Below are 20,156 nucleotides of genomic sequence, written 5' to 3'. Positions count from 1 at the left end.
GTGGAAATAACAATATCACTCAGCGTATTTTATGAACAACAACTTACCTATCTCGTATTGCATGGTAAACACCCTGTAACGATTGATGTTTATAGTCGTGCGTTGCCTCGCATTATGTATCCACTTGATAAATCGCCTTATACATTAGCCGAAAAGATCTTAAACAACATTTTCGGGAACTGTGTGGGTTACGCGCTACATATCCTTAACTTTTATAAGCACTGAGATGTGTTCAAAAAGTGAGCCAGTATTCTCTACCTTGCTTATTCATTGCGATGACCGTACTTTGAACATCATTAGTTACTTTATGAATATTTGACTAACTGAATGCACAAGAAATAGGATATACAGGTAGATTAAAATCATGTTCAATTTTAATAAATTTTCCTTAATGAGTAAGAGCAATCAAAATGTCTAATGTCGTTCAATTCTCTGCATTCAGTGGTAATAAGAAAAATAGCGCGGCTTCACCCTCCACATCACCTAGCCCTAAAGCATTAAGGGAAGAAGCCGCACTAAAACAAGACAATTGCTGCTACTTTTGTGGCACTCAAAAAGATCCCAAAGAGCTAAACTGGCTGAATAAAGTAGGCTTTAAACAAAAAACGCATGTTGTTTGCGGTACGTGTAGCTCTGAAGCTAAATCAAGATCAATGGATGAGCTACGCATCATTCTTGCGCTTAAAGCAATGGATTTTAGAACAATTAAACTCAAACAGTTTCTGGAATTAAGAGAAAAAGGCGTTCAAATAGATGGAGTTCGCGACTACAAATTCTACTTTGAAACCATTAATTAATCACATAGCGCATCGCTTTTAACAACATCGATTAACGGGTTTTATTTATTCCATTTTTTGTTTTTTAGATATTGTAAATATCACGTTCATAATCAATTCAATTGTTCTATGTTATTTGCAGCTTATCAAAATGAGATAATAAAAAATGAAGGATTATTTTAATACCCATTACCCTGATGTTGAGTACCTTCGCCGTAAGGCAAAATTCAACTTACCTAAGTTTGCATTTGAATATGTCGATGGCGGCTGCAACATTGAAATGGGACTCAAACGCAATACTCATGATATTCGCCAAATTGAGCTAATCCCCTATTATCTTCGTGATTACAATTCGATTTCTTTAAAAACCACCCTGTTTGGCGAAACGTATGATGCGCCATTTGGTATCAGCCCTGTGGGTTTACAAGGTTTGATTTGGCCAAATGCACCTGAAATATTGGCGCAAGCCGCTTTTGAACAAAATGTACCTTTTATTCTTAGTACTGTTTCAACCTCTCCGATTGAGAAGATTGCCGATATCACAGAAGGTAAAGCATGGTTCCAGCTCTATCACCCTGTTGATGACAAGATTACAGATGACTTACTTAAACGCTGTGAAGATGCTGGGATCAAAACATTAGTATTGCTTTCTGATGTCCCTACTTTTGCTTATCGCCCTAAAGAAATCCGTAATGGTTTAGCTATGCCGCCCAAAATGACATGGCAAAACATTGTCGAAATAATGTTGTCACCCAAATGGGCATTAGCCACGTTGAAAAAAGGACAGCCTCAGTTCGAAACTTTATCTAAATATATGTCAGGCTCAATGAACATGCACCATCTCGCATTATTCATGGATAAAACCTTTAATGGTCGCTTAAGTGAAGATAAAGTCGCACGTTTACGTGACAAGTGGAAAGGCAACCTAGTATTAAAAGGCTTATCAACAGTTGAAGACAGTCAAAAAGCCATTGCGCTTGGCTTAGACGGCATCATTATCTCAAACCATGGTGGTCGACAATTAGATGCAGGGCCTTCTACTATTAGTAAATCCATTGAAATTATGGATAAATGCAAAGGTCAAATTACGATTATGATGGATAGTGGTATTCGTGACGGAGCTGATATTGCTCGTACACTCTCAACAGGAATTGAGTTTGCCTTTCTTGGTCGCAGTTTTATGTATGGTGTTGGTGCGTTGGGTATTAACGGTGGTCATCACACTATTAATATGTTGAAAAGACAACTACAACAAGTGATGGAACAATGTTGTTGTGAATCAGTCAGTAGCCTTACTGATCATATTGCCAAACGTAACCCTTTTACGTTGGATTAAGGCACTGTCTGTACTCATGGATTGTGGGTGCAGGCAGTTTAAAAAACCAACAGTGTTATAGCTAATCTTTTGATTATTCAATAACTTTACTTTAGTTAAAACAGTAATATCATAATAAATACAAAAGGTTACTTATATATTTAAATTATACCTACAGGGTAAACTGCGCTAAGATAGAAAAAAATATAAGATCAAATTACTGTTATGAACCTTACTGCCATCTCTACTCTTCTTATTGAAAATAAGATTTTCGCCAATCCTCGTCGTATTGCTCTACTCAATGCCATCCACCAAACAGGTTCGATAAGCAAAGGAGCAAAACTTGCAGGTATTAGTTATAAAGCCGCTTTTGATGCCGTTAAGGATATGAATATTCTTGCTGGCTCTGCACTTGTAACAAGTGAAAAAGGCGGTAAAGGTGGCGGTGGCGCGGAGCTCACGCGATTTGGTTTACGTTTAGTGCAAATGTATGAACTGCTAAATCAAATTCAAGATATGGGCTTAAAAGCCTTAAATGATGAAAGCGCGCCATTAGATAGTTTGTTGGGTATCATGTCTCGTTTTTCATTACAGACAAGTGCGAGAAATCAATTCTTTGGGCACATTAGTTCTATCGAACGTCATAGCTTGCATGATCGCGTTACGATTACACTTACCGACACCCATAATATCTATGCCACGATCACCCATGGCAGTACGGTAAAACTTCAATTGGAAAAAAACAAAGATGTCGTCGCTCTGATTAAAGGCCCAGCGATTACAGTTTGTAGTGAAGAAAATATGATCCACGGAAAACGTGATCGTTTTGATAACCAATTATTAGGCACGATAACGTCAATTCAGCAAGATACGAAATCAACCGAAGTTACTATCGCATTAAATGATGATATTACCGTCTGTGCATTAGTAGACAATCTAGATCTAATAGAAGAAAACCTTCGTATCGGTATGTCTATTTATGCCCTATTTAAGTCAAATCAAGTCACTATCGCAACAATGTGCTAACAGGTTTATGGAATATCAACAAAGCCACTGTGATCATGCTTTATATTTAATTGATCAGAAAAAGACTGATACTCTTGGTATTGTTTATTGATCAAGGCCGTCCCACCACAAACCATTAATATAAGCGCTAAACGGCTTAACCAAATATTTTCTTTCTGCATTGAATAAAACAATAAAATAACAGCTAGAAGTAATAGCACTACACTCTCAACACTTATATTTTGTATAAAAAAGGTGACCACGACATCAATCCTAAAAGCATAAGTCGACGCAGTTTAATGCTTTTCAAGTGGAAAGCATTGAAAATATTAGCAAAACCCTAATATTTCACACAACTCTGACAATTAAGTGTAAAAACATCACTATTCCAGCAATAGTGATGTTTATTCAATCGCAGTAATTGTTCAAAATTCAATCCATCTTGTTTTGATGTCTATTTAGTAATGCATATTCTACGCTTTTCTCGTTCCAGAAACACATTGCAACAAGGCAAAATACTCCCTCGTCTAAATGAGGTAGGAAGATGAATTATGTATTGCCTCTATATCACTAGCCCACCATCGATTTTCAATGTTTGACCAGTAATGAAGCTTGAATTATCACTCGCTAAAAATAGCACACCATTTGCAATATCTTGCGCCAGCCCCATACGTTTTAGCGGCGTTTTAGACACCATATAATCAATCACTTTTTCAGGTAAATCGACTGTCATTGGTGTTTCAATAAAACCAGGCGCAACACAATTAGCACGTACTTTTGCCCCTTTACGTGCAAACTCTTTTGACCATGATTTTGTCATTGCAATCACGCCAGCTTTTGTCGCTGCATAGTTGGTTTGACCAATATTACCGTCTGTACCAACCACCGATGACATTGTGATAATAGAACCCGAACCTGAAGCCATCATTAACGGAGCAACGACTTGTGTCATGTTAAATACACCTTTCAAATTGACATCAATGACAAGATCCCAATCATTCTCGGACATATTTTCAATTAAGTTATCCCGTGTGATACCTGCGTTATTCACTAATACATCAATGGTTCCATACTGTTGTGCGATTTTTGTGATCGTCTCTGATACATTAGCTCTATCGCATACATTTAATTCAAGTGCAGTTACATTAGGAAATTGTTGCTCTAAATCGGCCATGGCGCCAAAATTCATATCACAAACATATACATGCTTTGCGCCTTGGTTAGCAAAGGTTTCGACAATACAGCGACCAATACCTTGAGCACCACCAGTTACAAGGCAAACCTTATCCGTTAGCATTTTTACTACCCCTCTTAAAAAGACATATTTACTCTATATACTTATTATTACACCCAATACATAAGCTCTAATCTTTACGGCTTAACTTAATAATAGGTAACCTGTCCTCAGCGTGCAGTTGCATTAAAGCAATTCACTCTTGCAAATAATCAAATAACGTTCCACATATAAGAAAAAGACACAATTACCGTGAAGATAGCTTTAAATCATAAACTATAACGTTACTATTTACATTTGATACTCCGGAACGTTATTAATAATGCAAGGAATGCGAATGTTAGACAAAATTGTTTTTTTTCTTCATGTCGTACGCTGCAATTCAGTGACGGATGCTGCAAAACAATATGGTATATCGCCGTCTGCTGGTAGTCGCTGGCTCACAGAGCTTGAAGAAAACATGGGAGTTAGCCTTGTTAAACGTACCACGCGAAAAATCACACCAACACAAGCTGGCAGATTACTATTTAAACAATTTAGCCACATCAATAATCAAATAACCGATGCCATTAATGAAATACAAAATTTAGGCAATGATGATATTGGTACAATAAAAATTGCTAGTACCCCTTTGTTTGCTAAGCATTTTTTGAGTAAAATTATTGGTGAATATATCAGTAATAACCCTACTATCAATTTTGTTGTGATCGAAACAGCGTTTGAAGTGGATAATGTCCACGATGTCGATTTTGCCATTCGAGCAAATGCAACTTACCGCGGTTTTCAAAACAAAGACAGTTTACTGGTTAAACGTTCTCTTTTCAGTGAACCGTTAAAAGCCTGTTGTTCGCCAAGTTATATTCAACGCTATGGAGAGCCAATAATACCCCATGATCTAAAAAAGCATTTGTGCCTATTTGCAACAACATTAGTCGGTGGAAACAAGTGGATCTTTGAACAACATGGTGAATATAACTCTGTTCAAATACCTAGATCGGTAGAAGTAGACGACAGTGAAATTTTAAAAAATATCGCCCTAGCCGGTGGAGGGATTGCTTACCTGCCTTACAGTTTGATTAAACACGATCTTCAAGAAGATCGGTTAGTCACGGTATTAAACAATTATGTTAGTAGCGAATTTGAACTGAGTTTGTATTATAAACCAAGAAAATATATGCCAGTGCGATGCGCTAATTTCAAAGATTATCTATTACAACGTGTAAAAGAACTTAACCTCGAGCGTCAAAGCCCTAAACAAAACTAGAAGCCTTACAGCGTATGCTACGTATTAAAAAATCAAAAAGTTACATTCACGTAAGACTTCTAGCAAAGCTATTATTTATAACTGATTATCAATCGTTAACACCTAAAGTATTTCAACTGTTCGCTTTGCTTTTCAGCAAGATCAGATAACTCTTCACTTGCAACCGTACACTGGCTTAAACCTGATGCATTTTGTCGAATGATATGATGAATATTCTCAATACTATTACTGATATCCATTGTGACTTGTAACTGCTCTTCAGAAGCGGTTGAAACATGGGTATTCATATCACTATTCATTGAAATAGCCGCAGTGATGCCCTCTAGCGCTTCATTTGCTTTAAAAGCAACTAATTTATTGCTTTCTAATGTATCAATTGCAGATTGCATACGCTCATTTGCTGAGGTCGATTGCTCTTGCAGACGCTCTATAATCTGCTGTGTTTCTTTTGTTGATGCTTGTGTTCTTGCTGCTAACTGACGAACTTCATCAGCTACCACGGCAAAACCGCGACCACTTTCACCTGCGCGTGCGGCTTCTATCGCAGCATTAAGTGCCAATAGATTAGTCTGTTCAGAAATGCCTTGTATCGAGTCAATAACTTGGCTAATTTGCGCCGATTGTACTTTTAGTTGCGCAACAACATCAGCGGCCTCCACTAATGATTCAGCCATTTCTTCATTTGCTTGTTGGTTGTTAGAGAACAAATCAAGGCTCTTATTAGCCAACTCACTGGCACTTTTTGAATTTTCATCAGATTTTTGTGCAGCTTGAGTAACTTCTTGTGCCGTTGTTGTTAATTGATCGATTGCTGTTACCACTTGCTCAATCTCAATCACTTGGTTATTTGCGTGAGTCTCAGAATCTTTCATCACAATTGATAATTCAGTCGATGAGGCTGCGACATTACGACCAACATCATTTAATACCGCCACAGTTGAACGCAATTTAACAATCATGCGATTTAAATTACGTGCCAATTCACCCACTTCATTAGAGCCGTCAACGGTGATTTCATCTTTCAAGTTACCATCAGCTATTTTCTGCATTGCACGTTGCAAATCAGTAATTGGCTTAACAATCATTGAACCAATGACTAAACAAATAATAATAGCGATTATCAATGTAATGATAAATTCATAACCAATCGCATTTATTGTTTGTCCGTGCTCTTTCTTTTGCTGGGTGATATAAGCATCTGCGGTTAAATTTACACGCTTATCCAACGCATCAATTGCTGAAATCATGTCATCACCTAATTGGCGATATTTAACAATATATTTTTGATATTCAGAGTCGGTTATTTGGCCGGAATGCCTAAGATCAAGCACTTCTAACATTGTGTCTCGGCTAAAGCTAATATAGCTGATCATTAATGTTCGAAATGCTTCTAATTCTTGGTTTATTTCAGGTATTTTTTGCAATTTTGCAATCGCATTTTTGTTACTTAACTCGCTACTATCAAGAGACTTGGATAAACGTGATAATAAATCTTTATCATAAAGCGCATAAATTGCACTTACTCTCATTGCGTAACTATTGCTAATTAAACTCGCGGTACTATCTTTAGCTTCAACAACTAATTGTGTTGTTGCGTTCATTTTATCAACACTTTCTATAAGGTTATTTCGCCCTAGCATTAGTCCAATAAATAATAAAACAGCCATAAATATAACAGGAATAACTAACTGCAGCTTTATTGATATATCCTTAAGTAAAAACATTAACAACTATCTCCATGTTGTTTGTATTCGTTTTTTATTTCTCGCATCATAAACAGTATTAAATAAATATATCAATAATTTTATTGATATATTTATAAAAAATAATGAATTACTAAAAATCAAGTGAAATCATACGGTTAATTTTCATTCTTTATTTATTCAATCTTATGCATGTTATTTATTCATTATTTAAAAAATAAACAATCATGCTTTAAATAATTATTTATTTTAGTAATCGATGTGATATTTGAGAAATATTAGATATTAAATCTTCATTCACATTACACACAGTATATTAATCTTAATTTACTTCATTTCATCCAGAATTTTTTACTTGATGTAGAAATATTTACTCACATTTAGGGAATAACCAACCAAACTAAATACCTAAAAAACACCAGTGTATACCAATAAAGCCTTCACTCTTTTTAAAAAGAGATTATGATTAACAAAGCAAATCGCACAAACGACGATATTTAATACACTATGAATTTATACAACGTACTTCTCCGTTACCCTACTTTACGGACTTTGCTCAACTTTAGAACCAACATCGCTGCATTTAGCTTCATTACTTGCTCAGTACCTTTGTTCCTTATGGGTCATGTAACCATGGGGATTGCATTTTCTCTGGGTAGTATTAGCTGTGGCTTTGCTGATACGTCTAGTGTGACAAAATATCGCATTCTTGATTTTTGTATCGCTATTCCTGTTTTCTTTCTTATCAGCCTAGGAACTGAAGCCGTTTTCCCACATTCAGTCTTATTTGTTATTAGCTTAACGGTTGTCAGTTTTAGCTTATTTATGTTGGCTGTTTTAAGCCCAAGGCTAGGTGCTATCGGTTTTGCCTCCATATTACTCGCTATATACGCTATGTTACTGCATTTAGATGGTCGACCTATTTGGCTTGTTCCTTTGTGGTTAACCTGTGGCGCTTTGTGGTACATTTTTTGGCAAGCGTTAGCCATCTACTTTCTTCCGAACCAAGAATCCAAAGATATCCTGTCTGATTTGTATCAAGCGATTGCTAAAAAGCTTATCACTCACGATCACGGCTTTATTTTTTCTTCCGACAAAAATGAGTTGTTTATTAAATCGGCGCAATTACGATCCCAAATTGCGGGCTTATCTCACACCTTAGAAGGTCGAATTCACCAGCAATTTACTGCTGGTGAAGATAGCGCAAAACTGCAAGATATTTATCGTTTCTTAAAAGTTGCTGAGCGTATTAACGAACAAACACGTTTACTTTATTTCATTCCAACTTCAAATCTCCAACAAACATGTCCTGAATGGTTAGATAAGATTCACCAAGCAACGTTAAAAATAAGTCAATATTTAGAGCAAGTGACTGTCGATAATGTTCATCGTATAAACGTTCCAAGTATCGACTTTGAAGAGTTACGCCAATATACAATACAAGAGAACATAAAAGAGGAAGCACTGGCTGCGCTTTCATATATTAATAAACTGGATATTATCTACTTAACACTTCAGCAGTTGAACCAACAAACAAGCCAAACATTAAGCTCCAGCATTATTAAGCCTATTGTTGTGTCATGGAAATGGCGAGAGTTAGCCTCGAAGTTAACCAGTCAAATGACGTTAAAATCGAGTTATTTTCGACATGCACTTCGCGGAACATTAAGTTTAGCGACGGGGTTAATTATTGTTCGAACATTAAACTTAGACTTTGGCTTTTGGACTCTTATGACCAGTTTGTTGGTATTACGTCCGAACTTATCAATGACGTGGACACGATTACTTCAACGATTAACCGGTACAATTTGTGGTTTATTAGTTGTTGTTGGATTACTGCACTTCCAAGTATCGTCAAGCATCTTGCCGTTCATATTTTGTATCGCTGTAATACTTTTTTTCCATACCTCTGCACGTCATTACGGCTTTGCGGTATTCTGCGTGACTTTGTTTGTATTTGCAGGCTTCTCTCTTAACGGACAAGGCGATAATATTCTTTTACCTCGCCTAGACAGCACTGTTCTAGGTGTGTTCTTACCTTTATTATTTGTATTTATCTTATCACCTGGTTGGAATAAGAAATTATTCCCAACTCAATTAACGGCAACAACAACAGGCTATATTGATTATCTGGTCTCTTTAAAAATATACGTAGCAGATAAATCAGATAGTACGGCCACTCAGTTACAACGTCACTACCAAGGTTGCGTGGTTAACGATACCAACCTATTTGATCATTGGATGGGCTATTTAGGTGAACCGCATAGAAAGTCACAAACAGGCGAGCATATTTTATTATGTAGTCGCAGTTCTAATATTATCTTGCGTATATTGACCCAACTGAATGAAAACAAACAATCATTACCATTGGATTCTACCATTAATAGTGATCTAGATAGTGTGATTGCATCTCTAACAGAGCTAGATAAAACACTTAAGAAATCGCAAAACCACACAGAACTATTTAAACACATATCAAAACAAGAGAAATTGATTTATCAATCTTTCATCTATATTGAAAATGAAATATACAAACTTGATAACCATACGTTACTGCAGTTATTAGCAAAAGAAGTGGACTTATTTACATCTGCAATCAAAGTTAATAATATTTAACTCTAGAAAGCCCGATAATTATTATCGGGCTTTTTCTTATCTCTTATATTAGAGAAACCTGCTTATTGCTAATAATATCAAAAAATCATACGTCCGTTACTTTTGCAACTTTTTAATCATGACCTTTACTCTCACATGCTGAATATTAAAATCGTAATACTTCTTTTGGATGAAGCGCTAAACCTCTTTTTTGAGTGAATCAGGTGTTTTATTAATTGGAGCACGGCCAGTGTTGCCATGAATAACACATCGAATCCCTTCTTTGCGATAACGACGCAAGTAACGCTCAACGGTTCTTCGTGATTTTTGCAGCAATTGAGTAGCACTATTGATGGTAATTTTACCCTCAATAACTTTGCTAATGATATCAACAGTGAATTGAGATTTAGCATCCATGTAGAACATCCTTAGCTCCTTCTAAGGTCTAATTAATTACTTTAAAAGATAAGCTAATTCAGTCCCGACATATTCCCTTGGTAGTTAGCGTAATGACAAAGTCGCTTGGTGATCACACTGAGCTAGCCATGATAGCTAGCTCGTTGTTGGACAAAACTTTGTTAGATAGCCAGCTCTATTTGGACAAGTTGATATTAGGAAAAGTAAGGATATGTTCGACTTTTAATATCATCCTCTAATGATATTTACTTATATAAGGTGACTTGGGCTTGTCCAACACTTCGGATAGGTATCGGCTCCGCGGTACATATCCTTATTTGTTAAGCGATATTTACGTTGAACGCATCAATTTGGTCACAATACCATGGAATTACTTTTTTACGAGAAATAGAAGCTCCCCCCAAATTCATGTATTGCAAGTCCGTACTTTGTTTTTCTTTTTGGTATTCTTCATCATTATATAGGAAGAACTTAAAGCAAGTAGTAAAATACTCAGGGTAAACATCACGGTAGTAATCTTTCGATATATTTTGAATAGAGAATTCCTCTTCAAACTCATTATACGTATATTTGCTATCTTTCAACATTTTGAAAGATACTGTTGACTTAACCTTTATAATTGAAAGAAAACAAATTACAGGCAAGTAATTAATGGTTTTCGCACTTACTGATGCATAGTATATAGCTAAGTTAGTATACGCCCTTTCCATATCACGCAGTGTTAGATTATAGTACTCAGCATAGCATGCGAAAATTCGACATATATCATCTTCATATTTAGTTAACCAATCAGGAAAGTCTAAAGCGCGATACAAGTAAGATGAGTACTGGAGATAATCATTAGTTTGATTATAGCCATGACGTCTCGGTAAACTAGCCTCTAAATGTATGAATTTTTTCAGGTATGTGGCAGCATCTATTTCTCCGTAAACGCTACGAATTGACTCTTGAAGCTGTTTTTTATTAATTGTTAACACGAAAGCTACATTTTTAGCTGAAAACAAATGTTTAATTTTTTCGATGGTCTCTACGGCATAACTAGGACGACAACGATCTAATTCATCAACGATAATCAGCAAAGGAAAACCCTGAGCATTTCTAATTTTTGTACCCAGTTCTTCGATATTTTTGTTGAATACTTCAATTGAGTTTTTATCGACTTCATGATTATTCAAACGGTCTAAAATAATATTAGAAACTAGATCACCACTATCTTTTGAGATGTCCTTTGCTACATCTTGTAACTCCTCAATATCAGAGTCCTTTATAGCGCCCAAAGTTGCAGTCTTTACTGCGACTTTTGCCGTCCAACCCACAAGTCTTTTACCTACGTTAACCGCTTTACTTTTTAGTTGCCCCTTTGAGCTGATTATCTCATCATTTTCCGAAAACTCTGTATCCGTAAATGAAAATACTTCTCCAGCAATATCTAGGAAAGGATCGTTGCTATAGTCATTTTTAAATGCGTCAAAGCAAACTGTTTTTATACCTTGATTCTTTAGATGGAGACGCCACATTCTTATAAAAGTACTTTTTCCTTCTCCCCAATTAGCATCTAGCGATATAACTAAGTTATCTTCAACATTTCGAATAAGGTTGGTTAATTTTTCCGCAAACTTCTCTCTTTCAAAAAGATCACTAGAGAACGGAGAGTCCTCATTAATTTCTAGCTCTGGAACTATAAGTTTCATATAAATCCTCTTTTTCTCTTAACAGTATATCGATATAATCTTTACATATTATGAACTTACTAGCACTTTCTTACACCTGCCGATTTGAAAGAGGGTGTCAAAAGTAAAAATGTATTTAATTTAAGAAGGTTTGGGGCAGAAACGTTTTACGTAAATTAGGTCAATAACAGCCGTATTTAACATATTCAATCTTTCACGAACTTCGTGATCGAAGCTCAACACAACTGTACAGTAAAGCATGCATTTTCACAATAAAAAGCATATAAAACAAGCACATATTTGACGTTATAATTTTATTAAAGATGTTACTGGTTTCAGAATATTCAATATGGGCGGTGTTTGTGAATTAGAGCACCAAAAGTGGCGATTAAATAATAGATTTAATTAACCTAATAAAGCCAATCCAAAACCGCGTTAATACGATATGAATGAGTAAAAGGTCTAACGCATAAAGGGGCATTTCTGAGCTAGCCGTGGAAGCTAGCTCGAATGGACAATTCTGAGCTAACTCTTCTGAAGTTCGAGAGCCATGGTCGATTGATATAGTGGCGCGGAAAGCCTACTATTAATAGATAATTACAAAATAATATCCAAAATTGTAACTAAGAAAATTGGAATTAATGCAACAAAATAGTAGATAAAACTTATAAAGAACATTGTCTCTCTTCGCTTTTCCGGCTCGATAGATTCAATGAACTTTTGGGCTCTAACTTTCACTTCCTCATTTTCACATACTGATTTAGTATACAAATACGACAAGAAGTAAAATATACATGTAACCATTGTTACATAGTCGTAATGTTCAACATATCCCCATATCTCAGGGATACTAAAGATCCCTGACAAAATGAACACTCCTGCTAAGGCGACTACGAAAATTGCAGATCTAATATGCACAGGCTCTTCATACTTAAATGAGTTCGTAGCATTATAAAAATACAATACGCAAATTAGAGTCTGTAATTCAGACTTTAATCTTAGTCTACCCATTTCTTCATCCCCTCTCTAACCTGTTCTAGTTCTCCAGATAAGTCTGCTGCAGCCCATGTATTCTTTTAGCAAAAATAAACGCATAAAATACCTTTATCATACTAGATATAATCTATATATATCATGAAGTTGATAACACTTTTTCACGCCTAACGCTCAATGAGAGGATGTGTAAGTAAGAAATGTATTTAATCAGTCTTATTAGACTAAGAACATGTGAATAAAATAAAACCAAAACCAAAACCAAAACCAAAACCAAAACCACGTTAATACTATATGAATGAGTAAAAGGTCTAACTCACAATGGGGCAAAAATGAGCCAGCTATGAAAGCTAGCTCGAAGTTGGACAAAAGCTTGTTAGACTGTTTACCCTATTCTGGTGAGTAGGGATTAGGAAAAGTACGGGAAGCATAATAAAGGCTCATATTTAAAACTAGCTTATATATGAAAGTTACGACTAAATTTAACTAAAGCGATTTCCTTGAGGTAATAAATACTTTTTGCAATCAATCTATTTTTTTACCAGTAATGATAGGTGTATCAAATTAATCTATAAATAACTAAATGATATAGTCTAACTTACTGTATGCTTTAATAATGAATTATACAACAATATAAATAATATAATTTTTTCCTCTGTGTATGCTCTTCGACTTATAATAAAAATAGAAAATATATAACTAATATATTTATAAAGTATAATCTATATTCAGTTAATAATTTAGGAGTATCTAAGACGGATGCTTACATGATCCATACCTATAAGGCATGCTTATCACCTTCATTTTAATCAAAATTTTGGCTTTATATAAGCTAAATGTTAAAATATAATTGGTTCTCAGGTTATAAATCATGCAGTATTCATTGCTCCCTATCTTTAAGTTAAGTTATAAGGAATAGAATGGGTAGAAAGAATAAGTTTCAATCAGTTATGATCAAAGTATATCTAGCGTGTTTTGTTTGGATGATTATTAATATCACAGGCGCAAGATTACCTTATATTTATACTGAATTCTCAACTATATGTCGAGCACTGATAATTTTTCCAATATTATTTAGTACTTCTTTTTACATCATATTCATTCATCGTTTTAAGGGGTATAAAGTTAGTCCACATATGTTAAGTTTGGAGCGCTACTCTTCAACTAAAGAAAAGGTCAAAGACACATTATTTACACTATTTTCACTTGGTTGTATTGCTGCATTTTTTGCGTATTTTAGTATTAATATCTCTGTCTGTATAACAAAGTTAACAGCAACTGATACTTACAGTGAGAGTTTTATTATTGATGGAGTAAAAGATCGTGGTAGTACTGGCGTAGATCTTTTCCTATCAAAAACTGATAAATCTGAGAAAGTCATATTACATCTAAGTAACTCTCGATATAGAGAAAATAATTGGAGAAGATATGAAAGAATTTGTGTTAAAGGTCGTACATCGATGTTTGGTACTATCATCGACCATGAGAATAGATGTTCAAAATAAAAGACTGATTAAAATAGCTATAATTTCTATGTATTATTCCTAGTATTTCTAGACCTTACATTATTCATAAAGAATAACTAAAATTATGATTATTTACTCTAATTTATTCAGCAAATCGATATCACAATTAACAGCGACCGTTCTAGTTGCATACTCAACCTCACCTCTATGGTTATACTTTGTTAGACTAGAAGTAGTTACTTCACCACTAGCAAAACCTAAATACAATTCAAACTCATCAACCTTTATATCAAAACTCCCCGTCGGACCTACTTTGCCTTTGGTGAATCTTTTAATACTTGTCAAACGATATTTCGTTAAGCAATCATACATGGCACCTAACTTTCCGTGTAACGCCACGCCATATTTTTCGGCATAAGGTGGCGCACTGTAGTTTGAATTAGCACTTAGAGATTCTATGTGTGCAAATCTGTCGTCATTCCATTTACCCCAGAATATGTAAAAATTAACTAAAACTAAAATAATTAAAAAAGTATAAAATACTTTATCACCTTTTTTCACTTCTATTTGCCTCCCTGTCAACTCATTCGTATAACTCTTTATATGTGAACTTTATACTTAGCTTTTTTACCCGTTCTCATCATTAAGTTTGAGCTGAATTTCCAAGCATCATTTTTTACACACTAATATTTTATGCATCTATAATGATGTTTTTATTTTTTATTCAATTTAATTTTTATAATATAATGTGCGTATAATTAAAAGTACAAAAAGGTGCATTGAGAACCACATCTCAATGCCACTATAAAAAACAGAGTATTCGACTTATCGATAATCTGCTAAATGATGTTCATATAGTTCGATTGGTTATTCACATAAGTTTGTTAGGAAAAACTGATCCGCAGAATCAAAGTCCCTAATTGAACCCTGAATAATCAAAAAAACCATTACATTCATAGATATACCTACCATACAATGAAACTTCATTATTAATTCGATCTCTAAATTCTTTGCCCATAGCCTCAAATGACTGATCAACTAGTTTTTGTTAGCTCACATGAGCTGGGAGATAGTTCGCCTCTTCAAAGTGCTCTCTAATAACTAAGAGTGACTGCTTTTCTTTAGCGGAAAATCTTTCCCATGCCTCACTTGAAATATATCCTTGTTTCATACGCACCTTTGAAATAACTAAAACAGTATATTAATAAGTACTCTTACTTTCATGCAAAACACACTTATAAAACACCTTTATAATGTAAAAGAGATACTATAAATGATATTGTAGTTAAATAGAAAATTAACCAATAATTGAACCCGTTAATTTATGGATGAAAAAATGTCAATAATTCAAATATCGATATTTGTCACATTCTTAGCGTCTACAATATCTTTATTTTTACATTTATGCTTAGCATTTTTATATGGATTTGTTTTAAAGAAATGTAACCCTACTGAATTTAAAAGCCTTTATTTTTTAGGTTTTCCATATTCATTCTTGGGGCTCTATAGTTACACTAGTTCTAGAGCATTCATAGAAACACCACAGAAAAAAAAAATGGATTCCAAAATATCTAAACTATACAGCCTATTCAACTCTAGCATCAAGTGCCTTGATGTTTTCTTTGTTTGCTATTTTCGTATTTTAAAAACAGTATTGAGCGTCATTATTCTTTATAAGTTCCTCCAACTTCACAGGGGGACTTTTTCGTTATTTCAAAAAATCATCGATATAGTCAATATCCTCATAAAGTAGTATCATTTCTATTATTCATAATATGAATTACCTAATATTCACTGAAATGAAAAAATTATATATATTACATAACTTTAAAGTTCTAATTCGGTAACTCATTAACATCACTAAAATACAATTAACAGTCTATCAATAAGTATTAGAACATTCACTAAAAACATCTAAATCCAGTAATAATAAATTTAGTTCATAAATATTACGAGCTTTATTTCATTATTTTTTAACTGTATTTATTAAAAGCGTTAATAGAAATAAACATACTAAATCAGAATGATTAATTAAATAAAAACTAGCCAAAAATCACATTAATGCGATATGAATGAGTATTTGCTCTGAATGATAATGGGGCAATTATAAGCTTGCTGAATAGCAAACTCATTCGTGGACAGAAAAGTGTTAGTAGGTTTGTTCTATTTGGGCTGATAGGTATTAGGAAAAGTAAGGGTAAAGGCAGATGGGCAGCATCACCGTTTATGATATTCGCAATATTTAGTGGCTTGATCTTATTCAACACTTCAGATAGGTATCGGCTACCCTTTCACATTAAAATCGACAGTAATAAAACTTCCTTAAGTCACTTCCTGTCAGTTTTGGGTATAGCGGTGAAAGTGATTCTAGAGAAAACATTTCTTCCCCTAGCGGTTGGTACATCGCTTCCATTAATGCATAATTCCCTGCAGTTAGAACATAAACAGCCGTTGACATACCATATCCTTCAATATCTTGAAAAAGAAACTTTTTGTTCACTCTAGTCATATTGGTGAACACTTCTTCTGTGTCAACGTCTACCCCCTGGTAACTCCAATATCTCGATAGTTCATATATCGCCGTTGGCATAAATAAATCATCTGAGTATAAAGCTGGTTCTAGCTTCAGCTTTTCAACAATAGCTGTCTTGATTTCTAGAGTTCGTGCAGAATTACTGGAACCATCTTCATAATCAAAATGGATATCGAGATGTGTCTTTATCCACTCATCCCGTTTCAGTCCTAACTCATAGAAATCTACAGCCTTCTTTTTTTTATCAACAAAGCTATCGTACAAATCACCACAATCTTCCATCCCATTCACATTGATTGAATAAGATAGCAAAAGAGCCAGACATATTTTAAATCTAAGCATCTACTCATTAACCTCTACTGCTGGCGGTAACCATAAAGAGTGTATAGTAACATTTGTGCCATTACTGAAATGGACCTCAATTTATCGAGATGTTTGTTCATATCCTTTGTGACCTAACATTATATTAGTGCGCATGCGCATTAAAACTCTGGGGAGTGACAAGACAATCACAGCTAACTATTTGTATTAAAATTACTTTATCCAGAAAACTTAATGAATCTTAGCAGCAAAGTTCGTATGCATATTTAATGGCACACTATCTTTTTTTATAAATTCATATTCCATTGAATTTACTCGACTAAATTTTTATGCGCAATACGAAGTGAGCATAATTAATAGCATTAAAAGGTGATTTTAGAGCTATTTCTCATTATGGCTGTATAAAATACCAGCTTATTGGATATTGGGATAAATGACACGAAGTGAATTGTGGGTGGTTATTTAGATAAGTTTTATTAGGAGAAAAATCAACAAGAGATAAAAACTCTAAATCTTGGCTATAACATAAAGGGACACTTTTGTGTTACGAAGTGCCAACTTTGAAAATTCGGGACAAGAAATGGATAGAAGTAAGCACTGAGTACCATGTAGTTAAGATGTGCGTTATTAATTAATGATATGGCAACTAAGCAGACCTATTCGTCCTACACAAACTATATTCTATCCGTCATCCAGCAATTTCAATCAGGCGTAATTAAATCTTCCTAGGTATCATTTCTACGATTTCTGAGTTGGAGTATCAAAAACAATGAACTTGATGAAACGTCATGAACAACAGATCAAGAAAGTGTGCAATTTTATAGATAGCAACCTAGACGGCGAATTCTCACTTGAGCAACTAAATACTGTCGCTGCCAGTTCAAAGTACCACTTTCACCGTATCTTTAAGGCATTCATGGGGATCAGTGCTATGCAATATGTGCAATTAGCATTACAGACGCTCTTAATAACTTAGACAATATGCCATAGCAGTCTTCTGTGGATATCGTTCTAGTCACGGAAGCCGAACCTCATCCAATATTGGAAAAAGAACGCATAGAACAATTGGTTGAACTAATGCCTTAAACGGGTTCGTTAGCCAATGACAAAGGTAAATTCACCAGTTAAACGCCCGTCGATTCGCATAGTTTCAAACTGTAGATAATCACGGGCTATTCCACCCCACCATTCATTACCAGTATTACCTTTTAAGTACAATTGGGTGGTAAGTAGCTCTTGATTACCACGCCACAACTTAATATGGATATGTGGCGGACGAGAAGCGTAAGGTACAGGATATAATGTCTGGAATAAGTAGCGTCCATCCGATTGAGTTTCAACCGCGCCAAACCCTGCAAAGTGAGCATCAAACATATCGTTATTTGGCTGGTTTGGGTGAAAATAGATACCTTGCCCATCACACTGCCAGATTTCTAGTTTGATGCCTGAAACAGGTTTTCCCGTTGTATCCACTACTTTCCCTTGCAATATAATGGGCTCTCCAATTAATCCTTCAGTCTGAAGTAATAAATTTGATCGAAGAGGAATACGATCGACCGGATAAAATGGTCCTTCTGCTTGTTCAGGTGTTAACTGTATCGGCGTTTTGGCTTTTAAACTTGTCGTAAAAATCAGACTCCAAAGCGCTAAAAAGTGTCGTCGTTCCATGGTTTCACCAATCGCTAGTTTTAGTTAAGTTTGGTTAAAATTGAACGATTTGCCAAGACTAGTGCTGTGGATAATATAGTTTTATCAGCATCAGAAACATTTGGATATAAAACCTTGTTAAGATGTGAAGCAAGCAATACCGAAGTCTCAGCAAACTAACTTAAACACTAAAACCAGCACACAGTAAAATGCCCGTATGGTGAGTAACTCTAAACAATTTGTTATTTTTTCACTGGGTACACAGTTTTAAAATGCTCTAAGACAAGCACCATATCTTCTGATGGACTGATATTGAGTTCTTCGCACTCTTTTGAGAAGAAATTCCAATGAGCTTTTTTCCACCAGCCTAGTGTTTTGTCACCTTCACCTTCTAACGCAGCAAACTCAGCCGTAATTTCATTGTATTTGCACTTTGATACGGAAGTTATTTCTATAATACAAACGGGTTCACCAGACCAATTAGTTACAACCTGAAGATGACCCACTTCTGGCATAAGTTCACCTTGTTCGCTATACCAAGTCTCTAAACTGCATGAAGCTCGTTTTTCATCGCGTAATATAAGATCAGCGCATAAGTTTGCATTGTATTCATCGGCACAAAAATAATCGGAACTAAATGAGGTGTACTTTGATGCATTTTTACAGGGCAGAGAACTAAGATATTGTTCTAGATATAATTTACTTCTTTCATCCATGATCTTTACTCAAATTTCGTCTTGAACGCTTATTATTAGCGTGGTTCAGCTAGGCTCTCGATGCCCAACTCTCGTTGTTTACGCTTACTTAAACCACTGGCTACGATGCGGTAAGACTCAGACAAATAATACTTTAAATCGTCGTCTAATTTACCCGAGGTCTCAATTTGCTGTATCCACTTCATTCCACGATTGGCAAAATATGGCGCAGGTTTATAACCATCACAATTACTCAAAAACTCGAAATTTAAGTTAGACGTTTTAAACGTGAATGCAGCTTGGGAACCATCGCTCCAACCACCTATGGCAAAGACTTTACCACCGACTTTCCATACATCGGAATTTCCCCATTGAACGACGTGACTTGTTCCAACAAAAGAGCCGCAAAAATGATTAAATTCTTCGTAATTCATACTGACTTCCCTATTAGATCATATAGCCGCATTAAGTATTTCCAATATTTACTTCTATAAAGTCGCTTGAGCTTGCCCAACACTTCGG

General features: G+C 35.0%; 16 protein-coding genes and 2 pseudogenes. 8 read left to right on the top strand and 10 right to left on the bottom strand.

Annotated elements, in window-relative coordinates; all coding sequences use genetic code 11:
• From C9J40_RS12075 to C9J40_RS12060, 4 genes are all read left to right on the top strand, one after another.
• A complete protein-coding gene (locus C9J40_RS12075) occupies positions 1-225 on the top strand; it encodes a hypothetical protein (RefSeq protein WP_107247014.1) in 225 nt (74 codons plus the stop codon).
• 185 nt (positions 226-410) lie between these two features.
• Positions 411-797, top strand: coding sequence for a hypothetical protein (locus C9J40_RS12070; RefSeq protein WP_107207843.1), 387 nt, complete (start codon positions 411-413; stop codon positions 795-797).
• A 145-nt stretch (positions 798-942) separates the two neighbouring features.
• Positions 943-2,112, top strand: a complete 1,170-nt coding sequence (locus C9J40_RS12065) for an alpha-hydroxy acid oxidase (protein ID WP_107247012.1) — start codon at positions 943-945, stop codon at positions 2,110-2,112.
• A gap of 204 nt (positions 2,113-2,316) precedes the next feature.
• Positions 2,317-3,117 carry a TOBE domain-containing protein gene (locus C9J40_RS12060; protein WP_107247010.1) on the top strand — a complete coding sequence of 267 codons (801 nt, stop codon included), beginning with the start codon at positions 2,317-2,319 and terminating at the stop codon, positions 3,115-3,117.
• Between the two features lie 5 nt (positions 3,118-3,122).
• Here the strand turns inward: C9J40_RS12060 and C9J40_RS12055 are convergent, their stop codons facing one another.
• Positions 3,123-3,317, bottom strand: a complete 195-nt coding sequence (locus C9J40_RS12055; RefSeq protein ID WP_233220319.1) for a hypothetical protein — start codon at positions 3,315-3,317, stop codon at positions 3,123-3,125.
• 341 nt (positions 3,318-3,658) lie between these two features.
• Positions 3,659-4,393 carry a beta-ketoacyl-ACP reductase gene (locus C9J40_RS12050; RefSeq protein WP_107247007.1) on the bottom strand — a complete coding sequence of 245 codons (735 nt, stop codon included), beginning with the start codon at positions 4,391-4,393 and terminating at the stop codon, positions 3,659-3,661.
• A 274-nt stretch (positions 4,394-4,667) separates the two neighbouring features.
• Between C9J40_RS12050 and C9J40_RS12045 the strand changes: the two genes are divergently transcribed.
• Positions 4,668-5,594 (top strand): LysR family transcriptional regulator, encoded by a 927-nt coding sequence (locus C9J40_RS12045; RefSeq protein WP_107247006.1) that lies wholly within the window; start codon positions 4,668-4,670, stop codon positions 5,592-5,594.
• A 95-nt stretch (positions 5,595-5,689) separates the two neighbouring features.
• On the opposite strand, the gene C9J40_RS12040 is transcribed toward C9J40_RS12045, so the two are convergent.
• Positions 5,690-7,318: a methyl-accepting chemotaxis protein gene (locus C9J40_RS12040; protein ID WP_107247004.1), complete on the bottom strand. Its 1,629-nt coding sequence runs from the start codon at positions 7,316-7,318 to the stop codon at positions 5,690-5,692.
• A gap of 486 nt (positions 7,319-7,804) precedes the next feature.
• Here C9J40_RS12040 and C9J40_RS12035 point away from each other — a divergent pair, with 486 nt between their 5' ends.
• Positions 7,805-9,913, top strand: coding sequence for an FUSC family membrane protein (locus C9J40_RS12035; protein ID WP_233220318.1), 2,109 nt, complete (start codon positions 7,805-7,807; stop codon positions 9,911-9,913).
• A gap of 180 nt (positions 9,914-10,093) precedes the next feature.
• Here the strand turns inward: C9J40_RS12035 and C9J40_RS12030 are convergent.
• A pseudogene (locus tag C9J40_RS12030) lies at positions 10,094-10,318 on the bottom strand (helix-turn-helix domain-containing protein); the annotation flags it as partial.
• A 311-nt stretch (positions 10,319-10,629) separates the two neighbouring features.
• Positions 10,630-12,000 (bottom strand): P-loop NTPase fold protein, encoded by a 1,371-nt coding sequence (locus C9J40_RS12025; RefSeq protein ID WP_107247001.1) that lies wholly within the window; start codon positions 11,998-12,000, stop codon positions 10,630-10,632.
• Between the two features lie 1,892 nt (positions 12,001-13,892).
• Here C9J40_RS12025 and C9J40_RS12015 point away from each other — a divergent pair.
• Positions 13,893-14,477 (top strand): hypothetical protein, encoded by a 585-nt coding sequence (locus tag C9J40_RS12015; protein ID WP_107246998.1) that lies wholly within the window; start codon positions 13,893-13,895, stop codon positions 14,475-14,477.
• A 93-nt stretch (positions 14,478-14,570) separates the two neighbouring features.
• Here the strand turns inward: C9J40_RS12015 and C9J40_RS12010 are convergent, their stop codons facing one another.
• Both C9J40_RS12010 and C9J40_RS12005 read right to left on the bottom strand, forming a co-directional pair.
• Positions 14,571-14,999, bottom strand: a complete 429-nt coding sequence (locus tag C9J40_RS12010; RefSeq protein ID WP_107246996.1) for a hypothetical protein — start codon at positions 14,997-14,999, stop codon at positions 14,571-14,573.
• Between the two features lie 1,735 nt (positions 15,000-16,734).
• Entirely contained in the window at positions 16,735-17,253 is a 519-nt protein-coding gene (locus C9J40_RS12005) for a hypothetical protein (RefSeq protein WP_146144959.1), read from the bottom strand.
• An 808-nt stretch (positions 17,254-18,061) separates the two neighbouring features.
• Here C9J40_RS12005 and C9J40_RS12000 point away from each other — a divergent pair.
• A pseudogene (locus tag C9J40_RS12000) lies at positions 18,062-18,244 on the top strand (AraC family transcriptional regulator); the annotation flags it as partial.
• A 143-nt stretch (positions 18,245-18,387) separates the two neighbouring features.
• Here the strand turns inward: C9J40_RS12000 and C9J40_RS11995 are convergent.
• The 3 genes from C9J40_RS11995 to C9J40_RS11985 all read right to left on the bottom strand — a co-directional run bounded on the left by C9J40_RS11995 (position 18,388) and on the right by C9J40_RS11985 (position 20,068).
• A complete protein-coding gene (locus tag C9J40_RS11995; protein ID WP_107246992.1) occupies positions 18,388-18,960 on the bottom strand; it encodes a protocatechuate 3,4-dioxygenase in 573 nt (190 codons plus the stop codon).
• 221 nt (positions 18,961-19,181) lie between these two features.
• Positions 19,182-19,655: an ASCH domain-containing protein gene (locus C9J40_RS11990; protein WP_107246991.1), complete on the bottom strand. Its 474-nt coding sequence runs from the start codon at positions 19,653-19,655 to the stop codon at positions 19,182-19,184.
• 35 nt (positions 19,656-19,690) lie between these two features.
• Positions 19,691-20,068 (bottom strand): MmcQ/YjbR family DNA-binding protein, encoded by a 378-nt coding sequence (locus tag C9J40_RS11985; protein ID WP_107246989.1) that lies wholly within the window; start codon positions 20,066-20,068, stop codon positions 19,691-19,693.
• Positions 20,069-20,156 lie beyond the last annotated feature (88 nt).

Source organism: Photobacterium sp. GB-72 (assembly GCF_003026095.1).
Lineage (GTDB): Bacteria > Pseudomonadota > Gammaproteobacteria > Enterobacterales > Vibrionaceae > Photobacterium.
This window is presented reverse-complemented; position numbering and strand designations above follow the sequence as displayed.

Bases quoted from the DNA above. Each gene is read 5' to 3' on its own strand.
- C9J40_RS11990 (WP_107246991.1), bottom strand. From the start codon at position 19,655: ATGGATGAAAGAAGTAAATTATATCTAGAACAATATCTTAGTTCTCTG.
- C9J40_RS12035 (WP_233220318.1), top strand. From the start codon at position 7,805: ATGAATTTATACAACGTACTTCTCCGTTACCCTACTTTACGGACTTTG.
- C9J40_RS12025 (WP_107247001.1), bottom strand. From the start codon at position 12,000: ATGAAACTTATAGTTCCAGAGCTAGAAATTAATGAGGACTCTCCGTTC.
- C9J40_RS12060 (WP_107247010.1), top strand. From the start codon at position 2,317: ATGAACCTTACTGCCATCTCTACTCTTCTTATTGAAAATAAGATTTTC.
- C9J40_RS12065 (WP_107247012.1), top strand. From the start codon at position 943: ATGAAGGATTATTTTAATACCCATTACCCTGATGTTGAGTACCTTCGC.
- C9J40_RS12050 (WP_107247007.1), bottom strand. From the start codon at position 4,393: ATGCTAACGGATAAGGTTTGCCTTGTAACTGGTGGTGCTCAAGGTATT.
- C9J40_RS12040 (WP_107247004.1), bottom strand. From the start codon at position 7,318: ATGTTTTTACTTAAGGATATATCAATAAAGCTGCAGTTAGTTATTCCT.
- C9J40_RS12045 (WP_107247006.1), top strand. From the start codon at position 4,668: ATGTTAGACAAAATTGTTTTTTTTCTTCATGTCGTACGCTGCAATTCA.
- C9J40_RS11985 (WP_107246989.1), bottom strand. From the start codon at position 20,068: ATGAATTACGAAGAATTTAATCATTTTTGCGGCTCTTTTGTTGGAACA.
- C9J40_RS12015 (WP_107246998.1), top strand. From the start codon at position 13,893: ATGGGTAGAAAGAATAAGTTTCAATCAGTTATGATCAAAGTATATCTA.
- C9J40_RS11995 (WP_107246992.1), bottom strand. From the start codon at position 18,960: ATGGAACGACGACACTTTTTAGCGCTTTGGAGTCTGATTTTTACGACA.
- C9J40_RS12070 (WP_107207843.1), top strand. From the start codon at position 411: ATGTCTAATGTCGTTCAATTCTCTGCATTCAGTGGTAATAAGAAAAAT.
- C9J40_RS12005 (WP_146144959.1), bottom strand. From the start codon at position 17,253: ATGGAAGATTGTGGTGATTTGTACGATAGCTTTGTTGATAAAAAAAAG.